General features: G+C 68.8%; 18 protein-coding genes and 1 pseudogene. 7 read left to right on the plus strand and 12 right to left on the minus strand.

All coding sequences use genetic code 11. The annotated features are described in order from the left end of the window. Nucleotides 1-59 precede the first annotated feature (59 nt). Nucleotides 60-656 (plus strand): TetR/AcrR family transcriptional regulator, encoded by a 597-nt coding sequence (locus tag IEY68_RS02625; RefSeq protein ID WP_062995909.1) that lies wholly within the window; start codon nt 60-62, stop codon nt 654-656. 190 nt (nt 657-846) lie between these two features. Continuing rightward, nucleotides 847-1,467, plus strand: a complete 621-nt coding sequence (locus IEY68_RS02630) for an alpha-ketoglutarate-dependent dioxygenase AlkB (RefSeq protein ID WP_062995885.1) — start codon at nt 847-849, stop codon at nt 1,465-1,467. 6 nt (nt 1,468-1,473) lie between these two features. Here the strand turns inward: IEY68_RS02630 and IEY68_RS02635 are convergent, their stop codons facing one another. After that, on the minus strand, nt 1,474-2,040 hold the full coding sequence (locus IEY68_RS02635) for a TetR/AcrR family transcriptional regulator (protein ID WP_062995887.1): 567 nt from the start codon (nt 2,038-2,040) through the stop codon (nt 1,474-1,476). An 85-nt stretch (nt 2,041-2,125) separates the two neighbouring features. Here IEY68_RS02635 and IEY68_RS02640 point away from each other — a divergent pair, with 85 nt between their 5' ends. Beyond that, nucleotides 2,126-3,100 (plus strand): quinone oxidoreductase family protein, encoded by a 975-nt coding sequence (locus IEY68_RS02640; RefSeq protein ID WP_062995889.1) that lies wholly within the window; start codon nt 2,126-2,128, stop codon nt 3,098-3,100. Here the strand turns inward: IEY68_RS02640 and IEY68_RS02645 are convergent, their stop codons facing one another. The 5 genes from IEY68_RS02645 to IEY68_RS02665 form a co-directional block, all read right to left on the minus strand. Further along, nucleotides 3,101-3,634, minus strand: a complete 534-nt coding sequence (locus tag IEY68_RS02645; protein ID WP_062995891.1) for a DUF4334 domain-containing protein — start codon at nt 3,632-3,634, stop codon at nt 3,101-3,103. A gap of 101 nt (nt 3,635-3,735) precedes the next feature. Next, on the minus strand, nt 3,736-3,993 hold the full coding sequence (locus IEY68_RS02650) for a YciI family protein (protein ID WP_062995894.1): 258 nt from the start codon (nt 3,991-3,993) through the stop codon (nt 3,736-3,738). 1 nt (nt 3,994) lies between these two features. Continuing rightward, complete coding sequence (gene nusB / locus IEY68_RS02655; protein WP_062995896.1) at nt 3,995-4,507, minus strand: transcription antitermination factor NusB; 513 nt, start codon at nt 4,505-4,507, stop codon at nt 3,995-3,997. Nucleotide 4,508: 1 nt separating this feature from the next. After that, nucleotides 4,509-5,072 carry an elongation factor P gene (efp, locus tag IEY68_RS02660; protein ID WP_062995898.1) on the minus strand — a complete coding sequence of 188 codons (564 nt, stop codon included), beginning with the start codon at nt 5,070-5,072 and terminating at the stop codon, nt 4,509-4,511. 36 nt (nt 5,073-5,108) lie between these two features. After that, nucleotides 5,109-6,245 carry a M24 family metallopeptidase gene (locus IEY68_RS02665; protein ID WP_062995900.1) on the minus strand — a complete coding sequence of 379 codons (1,137 nt, stop codon included), beginning with the start codon at nt 6,243-6,245 and terminating at the stop codon, nt 5,109-5,111. A gap of 167 nt (nt 6,246-6,412) precedes the next feature. Here IEY68_RS02665 and IEY68_RS02670 point away from each other — a divergent pair, with 167 nt between their 5' ends. The 4 genes and pseudogenes from IEY68_RS02670 (at nt 6,413) to aroB (ending at nt 10,202) form a co-directional block, all read left to right on the plus strand. Next, complete coding sequence (locus IEY68_RS02670) at nt 6,413-6,904, plus strand: A24 family peptidase (protein WP_062995902.1); 492 nt, start codon at nt 6,413-6,415, stop codon at nt 6,902-6,904. 96 nt (nt 6,905-7,000) lie between these two features. Next, nucleotides 7,001-8,218, plus strand: a complete 1,218-nt coding sequence (aroC, locus tag IEY68_RS02675) for a chorismate synthase (protein ID WP_308434945.1) — start codon at nt 7,001-7,003, stop codon at nt 8,216-8,218. Then, nucleotides 8,218-8,739, plus strand: a pseudogene (locus IEY68_RS35900) (shikimate kinase); the annotation flags it as partial. The gene aroC and the pseudogene IEY68_RS35900, both read left to right, overlap by 1 nt. A 350-nt stretch (nt 8,740-9,089) precedes the next feature. Further along, a complete protein-coding gene (gene aroB / locus IEY68_RS02685) occupies nt 9,090-10,202 on the plus strand; it encodes a 3-dehydroquinate synthase (protein WP_058853165.1) in 1,113 nt (370 codons plus the stop codon). Between the two features lie 336 nt (nt 10,203-10,538). Here aroB and IEY68_RS02690 read toward each other — a convergent pair whose 3' ends face one another. From IEY68_RS02690 to IEY68_RS02715, 6 genes are all read right to left on the minus strand, one after another. Beyond that, complete coding sequence (locus IEY68_RS02690) at nt 10,539-11,012, minus strand: B-4DMT family transporter (RefSeq protein ID WP_229718567.1); 474 nt, start codon at nt 11,010-11,012, stop codon at nt 10,539-10,541. An 80-nt stretch (nt 11,013-11,092) separates the two neighbouring features. Continuing rightward, a complete protein-coding gene (locus IEY68_RS02695; protein ID WP_058853167.1) occupies nt 11,093-11,920 on the minus strand; it encodes a shikimate dehydrogenase in 828 nt (275 codons plus the stop codon). After that, nucleotides 11,910-13,373 carry an endolytic transglycosylase MltG gene (locus IEY68_RS02700; RefSeq protein ID WP_058853168.1) on the minus strand — a complete coding sequence of 488 codons (1,464 nt, stop codon included), beginning with the start codon at nt 13,371-13,373 and terminating at the stop codon, nt 11,910-11,912. Before IEY68_RS02700 ends, IEY68_RS02695 begins: the two co-directional genes overlap by 11 nt. Next, a complete protein-coding gene (gene ruvX / locus IEY68_RS02705; RefSeq protein WP_058853169.1) occupies nt 13,370-13,978 on the minus strand; it encodes a Holliday junction resolvase RuvX in 609 nt (202 codons plus the stop codon). Before ruvX ends, IEY68_RS02700 begins: the two co-directional genes overlap by 4 nt. Continuing rightward, complete coding sequence (gene alaS, locus IEY68_RS02710; RefSeq protein WP_058853170.1) at nt 13,978-16,656, minus strand: alanine--tRNA ligase; 2,679 nt, start codon at nt 16,654-16,656, stop codon at nt 13,978-13,980. Before alaS ends, ruvX begins: the two co-directional genes overlap by 1 nt. Nucleotides 16,657-16,692: 36 nt before the next feature. After that, nucleotides 16,693-18,069 carry a replication-associated recombination protein A gene (locus tag IEY68_RS02715; protein ID WP_082681108.1) on the minus strand — a complete coding sequence of 459 codons (1,377 nt, stop codon included), beginning with the start codon at nt 18,067-18,069 and terminating at the stop codon, nt 16,693-16,695. Nucleotides 18,070-18,504 lie beyond the last annotated feature (435 nt).

Below are 18,504 nucleotides of genomic sequence, written 5' to 3' on the forward strand. Positions count from 1 at the left end.
GATATAGTACTCTGTTCGAAGTGGTTTGAACCGTAGTACTACAGATGGAGTGGTGTCAAGTGGTCCGCACGAATCCCGAACGCCGACAGGCGTTGCTGGACGCATCGATCGAGGTCCTGGCCCGAGAAGGGGCCCGCGGACTGACCTTCCGCGCGGTGGACCAGGAGGCCGGAGTGCCTGCCGGGACGGCCTCCAATTACTTCGCCAACCGCGACGAAATGCTCGTCCAAGTGGGCCACCGGTACTACGAACGGTTGATCCCCGATGAATCGACCATGGCCAAACTGCACGGACCGCGCTCCCGCGAAACCGTCACCGAACTGATGACCGAAGTCGTCGGCCGCGTCACCCGCTTCCGCACCGGCTACCTCGCCCTGCTCGAACTCCGGCTCGAAGCGACCCGCCGACCCGAACTACAGACCCTGCTCACCGAACGAGTGCGTGCCGACCTGGACTTCAATATCCGCAACCATCTGGACAACGAGATGCCGGGCGACGAGAACACCGTCGTACTCCTGTTCCTGGCCCTGAACTGGCTCACCCTCGAACGACTCACACTCCCCGGTGTGTTCACCGAGGAGCAGGCCGAGGAACTGGTGCGCATCGCGGTCGAGCGCGCGATCCCCGCCACCGGCCGGATCGCCGACAACATATGAGCCACGCCGCAGGCCGGCGCTACCGCGGTCGGCAGATCCACATCCGTCGCGACCGCCGCTCGCGCGCCGAAGCCCGAGGTCGGATGTTCGCATGAACACCTCATCGGTAGCGGGGCAGCCGAGCGGGCGCAGGCCGGGCGGATACAAGCCCGATGGGAACATACGTTCGAATTCCGGGTAGCCTGTCGGCATGGCACTGCAGGGATCGCTGTTCGACGGGTTCGGCGAGGTGGAACTCGCCTCGCTCACCGGCGTCGAGCGCACCCGCCTCGACCACGGCGCCTGGGTCGATCTACGCCCGGGCTGGCTGCGCGGCGCCGACGATCTGTTCGACCGCCTCGCCGCCACCGTGCCGTGGCAGGCCGAACGACGATCCATGTACGACCGGATCGTCGACGTTCCACGACTGCTCTGCTTCTACGGCGAATCCGACCCACTCCCCGACCCCGTCCTGACCGAGGCACGCGAATCACTCAGCGAGCACTACCGGGCCGAACTGGGCGAACCGTTTCGCACCGCGGGTTTCTGCTACTACCGCGACGGGCGCGACAGCGTGGCATGGCACGGGGACACCATCGGGCGCGGCGCCACCCACGACACCATGGTCGCCATCCTCACCCTGGGCGCGCCACGCCCGCTCCTGTTACGCCCCCGGACCGGCGGCCCGAGCCTGCGCTTCCACCCGGGTCACGGTGATCTCTTCGTCATGGGCGGCTCCTGCCAGCGCACCTGGGAGCACGCGGTACCCAAGACCCGCCGGGTGATCGGTCCGCGGATCAGCGTCCAGTTCCGGCCGCGCAACGTACGCTGAGCCGCGCTACGGCGCGCGCAGCACCGCGCGCACGTGTTGGTCGACCCCCGCCAGTAGTCGTTCGGCCGAGCCCGCGCGGACCATATCGGGGACGGTCTGACCGGCCAGACCGTCCATCAGGAGCCGGCCCACCGTCTCCGCGTCCAGATCGGGGCGCGCTTCACGCAGAAGCGCAGTGATGTGGTCGCGCCAGAACAGATGGAATTCCTCGGTGCGCGGATGCGGCGGAACCGATCGATAGACCTCCATCAGCGCCAGATTGTCGATCACCAGTCGCGCCATCGCGTCGAAGAAGGCGAGCAACCGGTCCGCGGCCGGCGCACCGGGGCCCAACGGCGGCGGACCGTCGGCAACGGCCGCCATCAGAGTGACAGCGCTCTCGGCGACCATTTCGTGCAGCAGACCGGCACGGCTCCCGAAGCGATGGAAGATGGTCCCCTTCCCCACCCCGGCCGCCGCGGCGACCCGGTCCATCGTGACGGCCTCGGCACCGTGCTCGGCGAACAACGCCGCGGTCGCGTCCAGGATGGCGCGCCGGTTGCGGGCGGCGTCCGCACGTTCTTTCGGAGCCATCACACCACTTTCGTTGACAACTTGACCGCCGGTCCATATCTTGAGGGAAGTCAACTGGACCGGCAGTCAACTTATGGAGTTTCCCATGCAGGCAATCGTAATGACGGGCATCGGCGGACCAGAAGTCCTGGTACCACGGGAGACGCCGGAGCCACGCCCGGGACCGGGCGAAGTTCTGATCAGAGCCGAGGCGATCCCCGTCCTGTACCCCGAGACCCAGCTTCGTTCCGGCGCCTTCCCGATGACCTCGCCACCACCGGTGGTCTTCGGCTTCCAGGCCGCCGGTGAAGTGATCGCGGTGGGCGAGGGAGTGGGCACCGAATACCTCGGCCGGCGAGTGGTGGCCGATACGGCCGGAGCGGGTTCCTACGCCGAATCGGTCTGCGTACGAGCCGAATCGACGACGCCGATACCGGCGGGTGTTTCGACCACCGATGCGGCGGCGGTGATGATGAGCGGTTCGGTCGCGCTGGCACTGCTGGAGACCGCCGCACTGACCGGCACCGAAACAGTCCTGATCGAGGCGGGCGCCACCGGGGTGGGCAGCTATCTGGTCCAACTGGCCCGGGAATTCGGCGCAGCGCGGGTGATCGCCACGGCGGGCAGTCCGGACAAGGCTCGGCGCGCGAAAGAACTGGGCGCCGACGAGGTGGTCGACCACCGCCCGGAGCAGTGGGCCGGGGACCTGAACAGCAGCGCGGACGGCGCCATCGATATCGTCTTCGACTCCTTCGGTGGCACCTCGGCGACCACACTGCTCGACACGATGACCCCCGGATCCGGACGGATGCTCAGTTACGGCTGGCTCTCCGGGGAACCGGCCCGGGTGTCGGCGGCGGAACTGATCCCCCGTGGGCTCACGCTGACCGGATGCTCGGGCCCGGCCTGGCACGGACGAGTGGGCCGGGCCCGCACCGCGATACTCGAACGGGTGCCGAGACTGGCCCCGCCGGTGGAGGCGATCCTGCCGCTCGATCGTGCCGCCGAGGCGCACGAACGGGTGGAATCCCGGGTTCCACTGGGCAAAATCATCCTGCGGCCGGACCACGCACAGCCGTGATCAGCGCTTCAGCACGAAGAAATACGGCTCGGCCAGCCCACGCATATCCATGACACCGAGCAGCGTGTCGTCGTCGAGGCGGCGGAAATGGTCGATGATCGGCAGATGGTCGTAGACCATAGCGGCGCTCACCACCCCGCGGTATTCGATATCGCGTAACCGCGCCGTCGCCTTGCGGGTGCGCAGCAGCGGAGCGAGCATGCGCAGTTTGCCGCGGACCGGGCGCAGCCAGTGCGACGGGATCTTCCCGGCCAGAGACAGCGGAACCCGGCGCGGATCCACCGCGAACACCGTGCCGCGCTCATCGGTGAACAGCAGCGGATGCACCTGCTCCGGGGCATCGAACTGTTTTCCGTACCAGCCGGATTCGGAGAGCGTGCCGTCCATCGGGTGGCCGGTGGGCAGTTCCGCACCGCGCCAGCGGCCGGTGGCCACTTCCGTCACCCGTGCGGCCGGAAGCCGGTCGAAGATCTCCCAGGCCTCCGCGGCCGTGCACCCGCCCTCGGGCAGGGTGATACCCGCGTTTTCGGTCATTCGTCCGCACTCCTCCACATCAGGGGATACTGCGATAGATAGCCTATCGTCCTCTCATTCGAGCGCGCGGCGCACGAGACAACGGGAGATCCGGAACAGGCTCAGCCGGTGATCTCCCATTCGTGGATCGTGATCTCCGAGGAACCGGTGGTGTGCAGCGGATCGGAGTACACCACCGCCTCGGCGGCCCGCAGCGAATCGGCGAGCACCAGATAGGCGCCGCCGCTGCCGTCGGTGAACGGACCGGATTCCTGCAGCATGTCCTTTGCCCGCAACTCGGCGAGGAACCGACGGTGCGGTTCGGCCACCGCCGGATCGTAAGCCGGGGTTCGGGCGGCCAGCACGAGGTACTTGCGCACCTCAGTCCTCCGGTTCCGGATCGGCCTTGCGCCCGGCGGCGGCCGCGGCCGCCCGGATCTGCGGGGCCACCAGCACAACCTGTCCCAGCACCCCGTTCACGAACCCCGGGGAATCATCGGTGGACAGTTCCTTGGCCAGTTCCACCGCCTCGTCCACCGCGACGATCGGCGGGACGTCGGGGGCGTACAGCAATTCCCATACCGCGACCCGCAGGATGGCGCGATCCACCGCGGGCAACCGGGGCAGCGTCCAATCCTGGAGATAGGACTCGATGGTCCCGTCGACCCGGTCGAGTTCCTCGGCGATACCGTCCACCAGCGTGCGGGTGTAGGCGTGGACCGGAGCCACACCCTGGTCGCGGGCGGCGAGCTCGATCCGCTCGTCGGCCAGATCGGCGGGATCGATATCGCGGGCCTCGGCCTCGAAGAGCAGGTCCACGGCCCGGCGGCGCGCCTTGTGGCGGGCGCCGAGCTTCTTGTAGGCGGATTTCTTGTCCGCGGGCTGGTCTGCCACGTCAGGAGTTGACGCGGCCCAGGTAGCTGCCGTCGCGGGTATCGATGCGGAGTTTGTCGCCGGTGTTGATGAACAGCGGGACCTGGACCTCGGCACCGGTCTCCACGGTGGCGGGCTTGGTGCCGCCGGTGGAACGATCGCCCTGCAGGCCGATATCGGTGTGGGTGACCGAGAACTCGGCCGTGACCGGCAGTTCCACGTACAGCGCGGCACCTTCATGGGTGGCGACCTGGACGGTCATGTTCTCCAGCAGGAAACGGGCCTGCTCACCGATGGTGCTCTCCGAGATGGTGATCTGGTCGAAGGTCTCGCCGTCCATGAAGACGTAATCGGAGCCGTCGTGGTACAGGTAGGTCATATCCCGGCGATCGACGGTGGCGGTCTCCACCTTCACGCCCGCGTTGAAGGTCTTGTCGACGATCTTGCCCGACAGCACGTTCTTCAGCTTCGTCCGCACGAACGCGGGACCCTTACCCGGCTTCACGTGCTGGAACTCGACGATCTGCTGGAGATTACCGTCGATCTTCAGCACGAGGCCGTTCTTGAAGTCGCTGGTGTCCGCCACTGTGTTCGGGTCTCCTCGGTTCTCGGGCGACCGTCGTCATCCGACGACGATCAGGTCTTTGCTGGTGTTGGTGAGCAATTCCGGGCCCCCTTCGCGCACCACGAGCGTGTCCTCGATCCGGACCCCGCCGCGGCCGGGAAAGTACACACCTGGTTCGACGGTCACCGCCACGCCAGACAGGAGTGTACCCGTGCCCGTTTTGGCGATTCCGGGCGCTTCGTGGATGCGCAGCCCCACCCCGTGCCCCAGACCGTGCACGAACAGTGGGCCGTGACCGGCGGCGGCGATGACCTCGCGGGCGGCCGCGTCCACATCGGCGCACGGGATACCGGGCCGCAACGCTTCGCGACCGGCCCGCTGTGCGGCGTACACGAGGTCGTACACCTCGCGCTGCCACTGCGCGGGTTCGCCGAGCACGAAGGTCCGGGTCATATCCGAGTGGTAACCGTCCACCACCGCACCGAAGTCGATCTTCACGAAATCGCCGGCGGCCAGCACCGCCTCGGTCGGCCGGTGATGCGGAACGGCCGAATTCGCCCCGGCCGCGACGATGGTCTCGAAAGCGACCCCGGCGGCCCCGAGTTCGAACATCGCCCATTCCAGATCCCGGGCCACCTGACGCTCGGTGCGCCCCGGCCGCAGCGCCCCGTTCTCCAGCAGCGCGGCCAGCGCGCCGTCACCGACCGCGCACGCAGTGCGCAACCGATCGATCTCGTATTCGTCCTTGACCATGCGCAGTTGCTCGATCAGTCCGGGCGTGGCCACGAACTCCAGGCCCGAACCGAGTTCGAGCAGCGCCCGGTGCTGGTCGACCGTGACGATATGGCTCTCGTACCCCAGTCGCCCGAACTGCCACTCCCCCGCCAGTTCCACCACCCGCCGCGTCACCGCGCGAGCGATCTCGGCCCGCAGATCGGGCACCTGCTCGGCGACCTGACTGTCGTAGCGGCCATCGGTCGCTATCACCGTGTGGTCCTCGGCGCCGGTGGTATCCCACGAGTGCACGAGCAGCGCGGCATTCGAACCGGTGAACCCGGTGAGATAGCGGATGTTCACCAGATCGGTGACCAGCAGGCCGTCGATCTCGTTCTCCACCAGCAGATTGCGCAGAACACCGCGCCGGGCAGCGAAATCGGGCCGGGCCCGGGGGCCACAGCCGGCATCAGCAGACATGGGACAAAAGTACCGCCGACCCGGCCCCGGCACACGGGCCGCCCGACCGGCGGGCGCTGTTATGGATCCGGAGTACTCGGTATTCACATATCGGCGCGACTGTCGCGGTTGTCCACATATCACCTCCGACGGCGCCGGAAGTCCCGGTCGGCCGCGATCGTGGAGACGTGACCACCCTCGGTTTCCTCGCCCTCACCGCCTGGTGCGCAGTACTGAGCATCAGCGATATCCGCTCCCGGCGGCTGCCGAACCCCCTGACTCTCTCCGGAGCCGCCGCCGTGCTCGGCTACGCGGCCCTGACCGGGCAGTTCCTCACCGCCGGCCGCAGTGCGGCCCTACTGGCGGTGCCATACCTGCTGATCCATCTGGTACGGCCGGCCGCGCTGGGCGCCGGCGATGTGAAACTGGCGATCGGGCTGGGCGCGGCCGCCGGGCTGGGCGGTGATCGGGCCTGGGTGTGGTCGGCGCTCGTGGCCCCGGTGTGCACGGCCGTCGCCGGGGCCGGCGCACTGCTCGGCCACTGGGCCGGCCGCCGGATATCCGGCGGCCGTCGGCGGACCGCCGACCCCCGGGCCCCGGTGCCCGGACACCCCGGGCCGGGGATCCCGCACGGCCCGTCGATGTGTGCCGCGACACTTCTGGGGCTCGCACTGTGGTGACCACACGGCAATCCCGGAAACCGGATGCTTCCCGGGCCGATGAGCACGGCCGACCGCATCCCCCGCCCGTCGCGCCGACATGGGAAGATGGTCGGCGTGCTGCGCTGGATAACTGCTGGAGAATCTCACGGACCCGCTCTCGTCGCCATCCTGGAGGGGATGGTCGCCGGTGTCGAGGTGACCTCGGAGGAGATCTCCGCACAGCTGGCGCGCCGCCGGCTGGGTTACGGTCGCGGCGCCCGGATGAAATTCGAGGCCGACAAGGTCACCGTGATCGGCGGGGTCCGCCACGGCCGCACCATGGGCGGGCCCGTCGCCATCGAGATCGCCAATTCCGAATGGCCCAAGTGGACGACCGTGATGTCCGCCGACCCGGTCGACGAGGCCGAACTGGCCGAACTGGCCCGCAATGCCCCGCTCACCCGTCCCCGCCCCGGTCACGCCGACTACTCGGGCATGCTCAAGTACGGGTTCGACGACGCCCGCCCGGTCCTGGAACGCGCCAGTGCCCGGGAGACGGCCGCCCGGGTCGCGGCCGGCACCGTGGCGCGCGCCTTCCTCCGCCAAGCCCTCGGCGTGGAGGTCGTGTCCCACGTGGTGTCCATCGGTACGGCCGCGAACACCACCGGGGTAGTGCCCACCGGCACCGATCTGCAAGCGATCGACAACAGCCCGGTCCGCGCGTTCGACGCCGATGCCGAGGCGGCCATGATCGCCGAGATCGAGGCGGCGAAAAAGGACGGCGATACCCTGGGCGGTGTGGTCGAGGTGGTCGTCACCGGACTTCCGATCGGGCTGGGCTCGTTCACCAGCGGCGAGAACCGGCTGGACTCGCGGCTCGCGGCGGCGCTCATGGGGATCCAGGCGATCAAGGGCGTCGAGGTCGGCGACGGCTTCGAGACGGCACGGCGACGCGGCAGCCAGGCCCACGACGAGATGCGCCCCGGCAGCGACGGCGTCGTGCGGTCCACCAACCGTGCCGGTGGTCTCGAAGGCGGTATGACCAACGGGGAGGCGCTGCGGGTGCGGGCGGCGATGAAACCCATCTCCACGGTTCCGCGGGCGCTGGGGACGGTCGATATGTCCACCGGCGAGGAGGCCATGGCGATCCACCAGCGCTCCGATGTGTGCGCCGTCCCGGCCGCCGGGGTGGTCGCCGAATCGATGGTCGCGCTCGTGGTGGCGCAGGCCGCCCTGGAGAAGTTCGGTGGCGATTCGCTCGCCGAAACGGTCGGCAATCTCGACGGCTACGTGAAGCGGATCAGCGGGCGACCGCATCTGAACCCGGGCGATAATGTCGCCGACCCGGCGTAATGACCGAGCAGCCCGGTCCGCACGGCCCACTGGTGGTGCTGATCGGCCCGCCCGGCGCGGGCAAGACCACGATCGGCCGCAAACTCGCCCGGGAACTCGGCGTCGAGCTCTATGACACCGACGTCGGTATCGAGGAGGTGTCCGGCCGTACCATCCCGGAAATCTTCGCCTCCGGCGGAGAGCCTGAATTCCGCCGGATCGAGGAAGAGGTCGTCGGGCAGGCGCTCAGCACCCGCAGCGGTGTCGTCTCCCTCGGCGGCGGCGCGGTGCTCTCCGAACACACCCGTGCACTGCTCCGCGACCGGACCGTGGTGTATCTGGAGATCAGCATTGCCGAGGGATTGCGCCGCACGGGCGCCGGCACCCACCGCCCGCTACTCGGCGGCGCCGACCCGGGCGCGAAATACCGGGAACTCATGCGGGCCCGCCGGCCGCTCTATCGTGAAGTGACATCGGTGCGCGTGCGCACCGATGGCCGCAGTCCCGGCCGCGTGGTCCGCTCCATTCTGGGCAAACTCGCGCTGGAATCGGTTCGGGCCACCCCCGACACCCCGGACTCCGAGAGCCCCGGAGGCTCGACCGGCCAGCGCACCAGTCGATCGCGTGCCCGCCGGCGGGCACGCGCCCGCCGGGCGACGGCGCAACGCGCGGCGGCCACCGGAACCCCGGCAGCCGAAGACGCCGCGCAACAGAAAACCGATGGAACGGGTGACACCGGCGGCACGCCGGCCGCCACCCAGAGCGTTCCGTCCGCCGAGAACGGCCTACGGACCCCCGGGCGGTCCCGGCGGGCGCGCGCCAGGCGGGCCCGGGCCCGCCGACAGCAACGAGACCAGGCCGAGCAGCCACAGACAGGATCGGAGCAGCACACGTGACAGAACCGACGCGTATCGAGGTCCGCACCGCCCAGCCCTATCCGGTGATCATCGGCCGCGGTTTGCTCGGAGACCTCGTCGAGGTGATCACCGGTTCGGGTGGCGTACGAACCGTCGCCCTGTTCCATCAGCCTTCGCTGGTCGAGACCGCGGAGGTCGTCCGTGCCACGCTGGCCGAAGCAGGCATCGACGCACACCGGATCGAGATCCCGGACGCCGAAGCGGGTAAGGAACTCGCGGTCGCCGGCTTCTGCTGGGAGGTGCTGGGCCGGATCGGCCTGACCCGCAACGATGTGGTGGTCGGTCTCGGCGGTGGGGCGGCCACCGACCTCGCCGGATTCGTGGCCGCGACCTGGATGCGCGGGGTGAAGATCGTGCACGTCCCCACCACGCTGCTGGCCATGGTGGACGCCGCGGTCGGCGGTAAGACCGGGATCAACACCGAGGCCGGAAAGAACCTCGTCGGATGCTTCCACGAACCGTCCGCGGTACTCGTCGATCTGGTGACCCTGGAAACCGTGCCGCGCAACGAGATCGTCGCGGGCATGGCGGAGATCATCAAGGCCGGTTTCATCGCCGACCCGGTGATCCTCGATCTGGTGGAACGCGACCCGCAGGCCGCACTGGACCCGACCGGTGAGGTTCTGCCGGAACTCATCCGCCGTGCGGTGGCGGTCAAAGCGGAGGTGGTCGCGGCCGATCTCAAGGAGTCCGCGCTGCGCGAGATCCTCAACTACGGCCATACGCTGGGCCATGCGATCGAACGCCGGGAGCGCTACCGCTGGCGGCACGGCGCGGCGGTATCGGTGGGTCTGGTCTTCGCGGCGGAACTGGGCCGGCTGGCCGGCCGTCTCGACGATGCCACCGCCGACCGGCATCGCAGCATCCTGGAGAGCGTCGGTCTGCCGACCACCTACGATCCCGATGCGCTGCCGCAACTGCTGGAAAGTATGCAGACCGATAAGAAGACCCGTTCCGGGGTGCTGCGTTTCGTAGTGCTCGACGGGCTCGCCAAACCCGGCCGGCTGGAAGGCCCCGACCCCGCCCTGCTCGCCGCCGCGTACTCGGCGGTCGCCGGCTCCGGCGGAGGCAGTGCGATCCTGCTGTGAGGCGGAACCACCTGCTGTGAGGTGAGCAGAAGAGGGCCGAGATCACCACGATCGCGGCCCTCGAATCCTGCTGTGCAGCCGACCTTCCCGGACGCCTCGAGCCGTCTCTCGGCATCGCGGACGCGTTCACCGAGGTTCTGCACCGCTTTTTCTACGAGCCGGACCGCGTCTGCGCCACGGTCAGCGGCTGTCCCTCTCCGGCCACACCGATGGAACTGCGGCCGGCGATCCGCGAACTCGCCGACGAGGATCTCTCGGTGACGCTCGCGGTCTCCCTGCGACCCCGATGCCGCGGCGCCCGGATGATCGTCGCCTCAGGCGGGTTCGACCTTGTTCTCAGGCGGGGGAACCGAGCGCGGGCGAGACGGTACCGGCCGACCGGTCGTTATCGCGGCTGCCCCGCCACCGCCCGACCGCCACGCCGATGAGCCCGGGAACGAAGATCAGCAGGACGATGAACGCCGATGCGGCAGTGGCCTCGAACAGCAGGCCGCCGTCGCCGAGATCGATCTTCGGCAGGAAGTCCAGCAGCCAGCAGATCAGCCCGCTGCCGACACCCGCGACCACCGCGGTCTGCAGCCAGCGGATCGTCAGATCCGGCCCCCCGTGTTCCGGGTTCGGGTGCTCGTGGCGGTCGGCCCGGCCGTCGCGCAGCCCCCAGGCCACCGCGACGCCGATCAGTACCACCAGGCACAGCAGCCGCAACCACACCCCGTAGGTCGGGATGTACCCCATCGCGAGCCCGAGGAGTACCCGCAGCACGACGGCCAGTCCACCGAGCGCCAGTGCCCGCAACAACCACGCAGTCATGCCGATCACCATAACGCCCCGCGCAGCGAACTAGAACCCGTTACAGATATTCGCCGGAATCGGGAACGGCACCGGACGCATCACCCGAGATCGGCGAGCGCGGCGGCCATCGCCGCCTTGGGCGCGGGCCGGCCGGTGAACTGTTCGACCTGACCGTAGGCCTGTTCGAGCAGCATCTGCAGACCGCCGATCACAATGTGCCCCGCGGCGGTGACCGCTTCGGCCAGCGGTGTGGGCCACGGGCTGTACAGCGCGTCGAGCACGACGGGCGCGGCGGCCACCGAACCGGCGACCGTCGCGGCCGCCGGGTACGGCACGGTGCTGACGACGGCACCCGCCCTGCCACAGACGGCGGCCAGGTCCGGCGCGTCGAATCCGATCACCCGAGCCGATAGGCCGAGCCGCTCGGCGAGCTCCCGCGCACCCGCTGCTCGGCCGGCATCGCGCGCGACGATGGTGACCGCCCGCGCACCGAGCTCCGCCAGGGCCAGCAGTGCCGGTCGTGCGGTGCCTCCGGCACCGAGCACCACGGCCTCGGACAGTTCTCGCACTCCACCGCCGCGTAGCGCGCCCAGGACACCGTCTACGTCCGTACAGTCGGCCCGCCAGCCGGCCGCGGTGCGGACCAGGGTGTTGGCCGAACCGACCAGCACGGCGCGCTCGGTGCGAACCTGCGCGTACGCGAGCGCCGCTTCCTTGCCCGGCATGGTCACCGACAATCCGGCCCATTCCGGGCCGAGCCCGTCCACCAGTCCGGCCAATTGCTCGGCGGTGCATTCGATCCGCTCGTAGGTCCAGTCCAGCCCCAGCGCGCGATACGCGGCCAGATGCAGCTGCGGAGACTTCGAATGGGTGATGGGGCTGCCGAGCACAGCGGCGCGGCGCGGCCCCGCCGGATCAGCGCCCACTATCCAGAATCCCGCTCTCCAGGGCCAATTCGATGTTCTGCAGGTGTTCGGAATAGCTCGCCGTGAACAGCGTCGTCCCCTCTTTGTCGACCGTCACGAAGTACAACCAGGTACCGGGCTCGGGTTCCTCCATCGCCTCCAGCGCCGCGATCGAGGGCGAGGAGATCGGAGTCGCGGGCAACCCGGGCATGGCGTAGGTGTTCCACGCCGTGGTCTGCCCGCGGTCGGCATCGGTCGTCGCGACCTCGGTCTTGTCGAGCGCGTAGTTGACCGTGGAGTCGAACTGCAACGGCTGATCGATTTCCAGCCGGTTCACGATCACTCGCGCTACCTTGCTCATATCCTGGGGCAGCGCTTCACGTTCTACGAGGGAGGCGCCGATCAGCGTCTCGTACGGGCTGAGCCCGTTGACCCGGCCGGATTCCAGCAATCCGGTGGCCTCATAGCTGTCGGCGCTCTCGGTGACCAGCTGGCGCAGGATGTCCTGCGCGGACCCGCTCGGGTCGAAATCCCAGCTGCCGGCGGCGATCAAACCCTCGAGCTGGCGCGCGCGATCGGGCACCGTGCGGACCGATTCCACGGCCCATTCCGGTACACCGAGCGTGGCGAGGTCGGTAGCGGCACCGGCCTGTTCCAGCTGCTGGTATGTGACACAGCGGCGTTCGGGTTCCGCGCCCACACAGCTCGCGGCGGCGATCTTGGTGTAGATGCCCTCCTTACGCGCGCCGGTGTTCACATCGTGCTGATCGTGCAGTTGCCGGCCCTCGGATACGACCACATTGCCGACCCGCGATCCGGGCGCCACCAGCGCCGCGACCGCGTCCACGGCCGGGCTGTGCACCGGAATCGCGTAGTAACCGGGCTGCAGGGCGCTCATCCCCTCGTTCTGCACCGCGGCCTCGTAGAAGGCGGCGGAGCTGGCGACGATTCCCGCGTCCGCCATCGTCGAAGCGACCTCGCTGGCGGTATCGCCCGACTTCACCTGGACCACCACCGGCGCACCCGCCGGGCCGGCGAAATCCTCGGCCGGGGTATAGCGGTTGACCAGCTTGTACACCCCCGCACCGACGATCAGCACCAGCAGGATCACGCCCGCGGCCCAGATCAGCCGGCGACGGCCACCCTCCTGTTTGCGGGCGGCTTTCCGGGCCGCTGCCCGGCCACCGCGAGCGGGCGCGGTGCGCGTACCGGCGCGACGGCGGGACCGGGGCCGGGGCTCGGGCTCGGGCTCGTCGTCGAAATCGTCGTCGTCGACATAGCGGGGGATGACGGCGGTGTCGTCGTCCTCGAGCGGATCCCAGCCGTCCTCCGGGTCGTCCCAGTCCGGCTCATCGGCGACCGGCGTGGCGGGCCCTCGGCGGGACCGCTCCCAGGCCTTGTCGTCGCGGCGGTACCGCCGCTCGGCCTCACGCTGCCGGAATCGCGCCTCCGCCTGCGCCCATCGATCCGTCATTCATCGTCTCCGGACAACGCGATACGTGCCGCGTCCTCGGCCGACCTCATCACAGAACTCCGTTCGTCCAACCAGCTCTGCAGGATCGATACAGCAGCCGCCTGATCGATCACCTGCCGCTGTCCGCGCGCTCGAACACCGCTGTCCCGCAGAGCGCGTGCAGCAGACACCGTAGTCAAACGTTCGTCGGAAAGCCGGATCGGCACTTCGGGCAGCGAGTCGCGCAACCTTCCGGCGAACTCCGTCGCCATCCGCGCGGAGGTCCCCTTCTCGCCGCGCAGTGTGCGGGGCAGACCGACGATGATCTCCACCGCCTCGTACTCCTGTGCGATGGCCGCTATTCGCGCGATATCGGTTCCCGGACCGGGCCCGGAGCCGCCGGTGCGGGTATCGCGCCCAGCACCTGGTGAGCGACGCCCGGCCCGGCGGGCTCCGGTATCGCGCGGCACGGTCTCCACCGGTGTCGCCAGAATCCCGTCGGGGTCACTCGCCGCGACCCCGATCCGGACGCTGCCCACGTCGATCCCCAACCGCCGGCCCCGGCCCGGATCCGAGACGGGGTCGGGCCGGTCGACGAGAGGGTCGTCCTGCGAGCCCACCGCCATCAGCCGGCGTGTGTGCCGATGTGATCACGCACTGCCGCCAGACCCGCCTCGATCCCGGACGGATCCGAGCCCGCGCCCTGCGCCATCTCCGGCTTGCCGCCGCCACGGCCCGCGATCCGCGGCCCGAAGACGGCTACGAGATCACCTGCGGCGAATCCCAGCGCCTGGGCGGGCTTGTTGACGGTCACCACGAAGGGCACTTTGCCCTCGTTATTTCCGAGCAACACCACGATGGCGGGGGTGGTGCCCAGCCGCCCGCGGATATCGGTAGCCAAGGTGCGCAGATCACCGGCCGAGACCCCCTCGGGCGCGGCGGCCGCGACGAGCAACACCTCGCCGATCCGTTCGGCGGCGTCGGCGAAGGCGCCCGCCGAGGACAACACCGCGGCGATCTTGGTCCGCTCGAGCTCCTTCTCGGCGACCCGGAGCCGGTCCACCAACTGCTCGACCCGGCCCGGCACCTCGTCGGAGGGGACCTTCAGCATCGAGGCGACACCGGCGAGCAGCGCCCGCTCCTTGGCCAGGTGCCGGTAGGAGTCCAAGCCGACGAACGCTTCCACGCGGCGTACACCCGAACCCACCGAGGACTCCCCGAGCAGGGTGATGGGGCCGATCTGCGAGGAGTGGCCCACATGGGTGCCACCGCAGAGTTCCATGGAGAACGGGCCGCCCATTTCGACCACGCGCACCCGGTCGCCGTAGTTCTCCCCGAACAGCGCCAGCGCGCCCATCTCCTTGGCCTTGGGCAGATCGGTGACGAAGGTGTTCACCGGGAAATCCTCGCCCACGCCGTCGTTGGACACCGCTTCGATATCGGCCTTCTGCTGTTCGGTGAGCTGGCCCTGCCAGTTGAAGTCGAACCGTAGGTATCCCGGTTTGTTGAGCGAACCGGCCTGGACCGCGTTCGGGCCCAGCACCTGACGCAGCGCCGCGTGCACCATATGGGTACCGGAATGTCCCTGGGTCGCACCGCGCCGCCAGCCGGGATCGACCTGGGCCAGCACCACATCACCTTCGGTGATCTGTCCCTGTTCCACAGTGCACCGGTGCACCCACAGCTTCTTGGCGATCTTCTGCACATCGTTGACGACGAGCTTGGTGCCCGACGCGGTGATGGTGCCGCGGTCGGCGATCTGCCCACCGGATTCCGCGTAGAGCGGGCTGCGATCGAGGATCACCTCGATAGGGGTACCCGCCGGCGCGGTCGGCACCCGGACCCCGTCGGAGATCAGGGCCAGCACATGCGCCTCGGAAGTCAGCTCGTCGAATCCGGTGAACTCGGTGTCGCCGCGGTCGACCAGGTCCTTGTACACCGACAGATCGGCGTGCGCGTGCTTGCGCGCATGCGCGTCCTCTTTGGCCCGCCGACGCTGTTCGGCCATCAGGGTGCGGAACCCGTCCTCGTCCACCGACAGTCCGGCCTCCGCGGCCATCTCCAGGGTGAGATCGATCGGGAAACCGTAGGTGTCGTGCAGGGTGAAGGCGTCGGCACCGGAGATGGTGCCGGTAGCGCCGCGCGGGGTCGCCTCTTTGACCTGATCGGCGGTTTCGTCGAACAGCTTCGACCCGGTGCTCAGCGTTTTGCGGAACGCCGTCTCCTCGCCGACGGCGACGGTTTCGATCCGCGAATAGTCGGTGGCCAGCTCGGGATACGACGGCGCCATCAGATCGCTCACGACCCGCATGAACTCGCTCATCACCGGCTGTTCGGCACCGAGCAGCCGGGCCGAGCGCACGATCCGCCGCAGCAACCGGCGCAGCACATAGCCGCGGCCGTCGTTACCGGGGTTGACGCCATCGGCGATCAGCATGGCCGAGGTGCGCGCGTGATCGGCGATGACCCGGAATCGCACATCGTCGGCGTGTTCGACACCGTAGGAGCGGCCGGTGAGTTCCTCGGCCTTGTCGATGATGGGACGCAGCAGATCGGTCTCGTAGACATTGTCGACGCCCTGCAGCACCAGAGCGATGCGCTCGACGCCCATACCGGTGTCGATGTTCTTCTTCGGCAGCACACCCACCGGCGGAAAGCCCAGCTTCGGGCTGTCCTCGCCACGGATGTCCTGCATGAAGACCAGGTTCCAGATCTCCAGGTAACGGTCCTCGTCGGCGACCGGCCCGCCGTCGCGACCGTATTCGGGGCCGCGGTCGTAGTAGATCTCCGAACAGGGCCCACCGGGACCGGGCACGCCCATATCCCAGTAGTTGTCCTTACCGTCGCGGAACTGGATCCGCTCGTCGGGGATACCGGCCACCCGGCGCCAGATCTCGGCGGCTTCGGGATCGTCCTGATAGGCGGTGACCCAGATCCGCTCCGGATCGAATCCGTATCCGCCGTCCTCCTGCGAGTCGGTGATCAGCTGCCAGGCGAAGCGGATGGCGCCTTCCTTGAAATAATCGCCGAAGGAGAAATTGCCCGCCATCTGGAAGAACGTATTGTGCCGCGTGGTGACGCCGACTTCCTCGATATCACCGGTGCGCACACATTTCTGCACGCTGGTCGCGCGCGCGAAGGGCGGGGTCTGCTGACCGAGGAAATACGGCTTGAACTGCACCATGCCCGCGTTCACGAACAGCAGGTTCGGGTCGTCGAGAATCAGCGATGCGCTGGGCACCTCTGTATGCCCGGCACTTACGAAATGGTCCAGGAACCGCCGTCTGATCTCGTGGGTCTGCACGAATATCCAGCCTACCGGTGCCGCGCACCCGAATTATCACCGAGCCGGATTTCCGGGCCGCAGACCGCGGACGATCCTGCGCAGCGTACTCACCCTCGGACCGACCGCCCGTTCGTGACCGTGGTCGGTGGGGTGGTAGTAGTCCACCCCCACCAGTTCGTCCGGCGGGTACTGCTGGGCGAGCACCCCGTCCGGGGCGTCGTGCGGGTAGCGGTAGCCCTGGGCGTTACCCAGAAGCTCCGCGCCCGCGTAGTGCCCGTCCCGCAGATGCGCGGGCACCGTCCCCGCCTTCCCGGCGGCCACATCGGCCATGGCCGCGCCGAGGGCCGCGACCACCGCACCCGATTTCGGCGCGGTCGCCAGATGGATGGTGGCCTGTGCCAGCGCCAGCCTGGCTTCCGGCAACCCGACCAGCTGCACCACCTGGGCCGCCGCGGTGGCGGTCTGCAAGGCGGTCGGATCGGCCATTCCGACGTCCTCGCTGGCATGGATCATCAGGCGGCGGGCGATAAAACGCGGATCTTCCCCGGCGGTCAGCATTCGCGCCAGGTAGTGCAGGGCGGCGTCGACATCGGATCCGCGGATGGATTTGATGAACGCGCTGATCACGTCGTAGTGCTGGTCACCGGCGCGGTCGTAGCGGACGGCCGCCTTGTCGATACTGGCCGCCACCAGGTCGAGGTCCACCGTCCCGTCCAGCGAGGATTCGGCCGAGGCCTCGAGTGCGGTGAGCGCGCGCCGCGCGTCACCACCGGCGAGGCGGACGATATGGTCGAGTGCCTCGCCGGTGACCGTGTACTGCCCGTCGAGACCGCGCGGGTCGGCGATGGCCCGGGTGAGAACGGCGCGGATATCGTCGGCCCCGAGCGAATGCAGCTGGAGTACCAGCGACCGGGACAGCAGCGGCGCGACCACCGAGAACGATGGGTTCTCCGTAGTCGCGCCGACCAGGAGCACGATGCGGTTCTCGACCGCGGCCAGCAGCGCGTCCTGCTGCGTTTTGGAGAAGCGGTGCACCTCGTCGATGAACAGCACCGTCTGCTCCCCCGCGGTCAGACGCCGCCGCGAGATATCGATGACCGCGCGCACCTCCTTCACCCCGGCGGACAACGCGGACAGAGCTTCGAACCGGCGGCCGGTGGCATGGGAGATCAGGGATGCGAGAGTTGTCTTCCCGGTACCCGGCGGACCGTAGAGAAGTACCGAGGCCGCCCCCGACCCTTCGACCAGCCGGCGCAGCGGAGACCCCGGCCCCAGCAGATGCCGCTGACCGACGACCTCGTCGAGCGAGGCGGGCCGCATCCGTACCGCGAGCGGTGCGTGCGCCCCACCCTCTCGTGCGGCCTCACCCGCGAAGGCGATATCCGGTGCGCCCGCCCCCGCACCGGGCATCTCGAACAGACCGTCACTCATGCTGCGACCGTACCGCCCACCGCCGACACCCCTCCGCCGTGCGTACGCCTCGATGCCGCCCTGGTTGTGGGGCGACGAAGCGAAGGAGCACAGCGACCGATCGCGTGGAGTCGGCCGTCCGGAGACCGGCGACCATCCCGAGCACTGAAGACTCGCGATCCTACCGAGGCCGGTCGAGGCGCCCCTATGCCTACACCTTCCGTCCACTCCGGACGGTCCACCTCCGTAAGCGGGGCCCGCCCCGGTTCTGCAGCGACGAAGCGAAGGAGCACAGCGACCGAGCGCATGCAGTCGGCCACCCATAGATAGCCGAGCATCGAGCACTCACAGAGTCGTAAGCCCCCAGGCTGAAGCTGCACATACACGAACCTTCCGTCCACTCCAGAGGGTCCACCTCAACGGCGGGGCCCGCCCCGGTTCTGGAGCGACGAAGCG

The sequence above is a fragment of the Nocardia jinanensis genome, from assembly GCF_014645735.1.
Taxonomy (GTDB): Bacteria; Actinomycetota; Actinomycetes; order Mycobacteriales; family Mycobacteriaceae; genus Nocardia; species Nocardia jinanensis.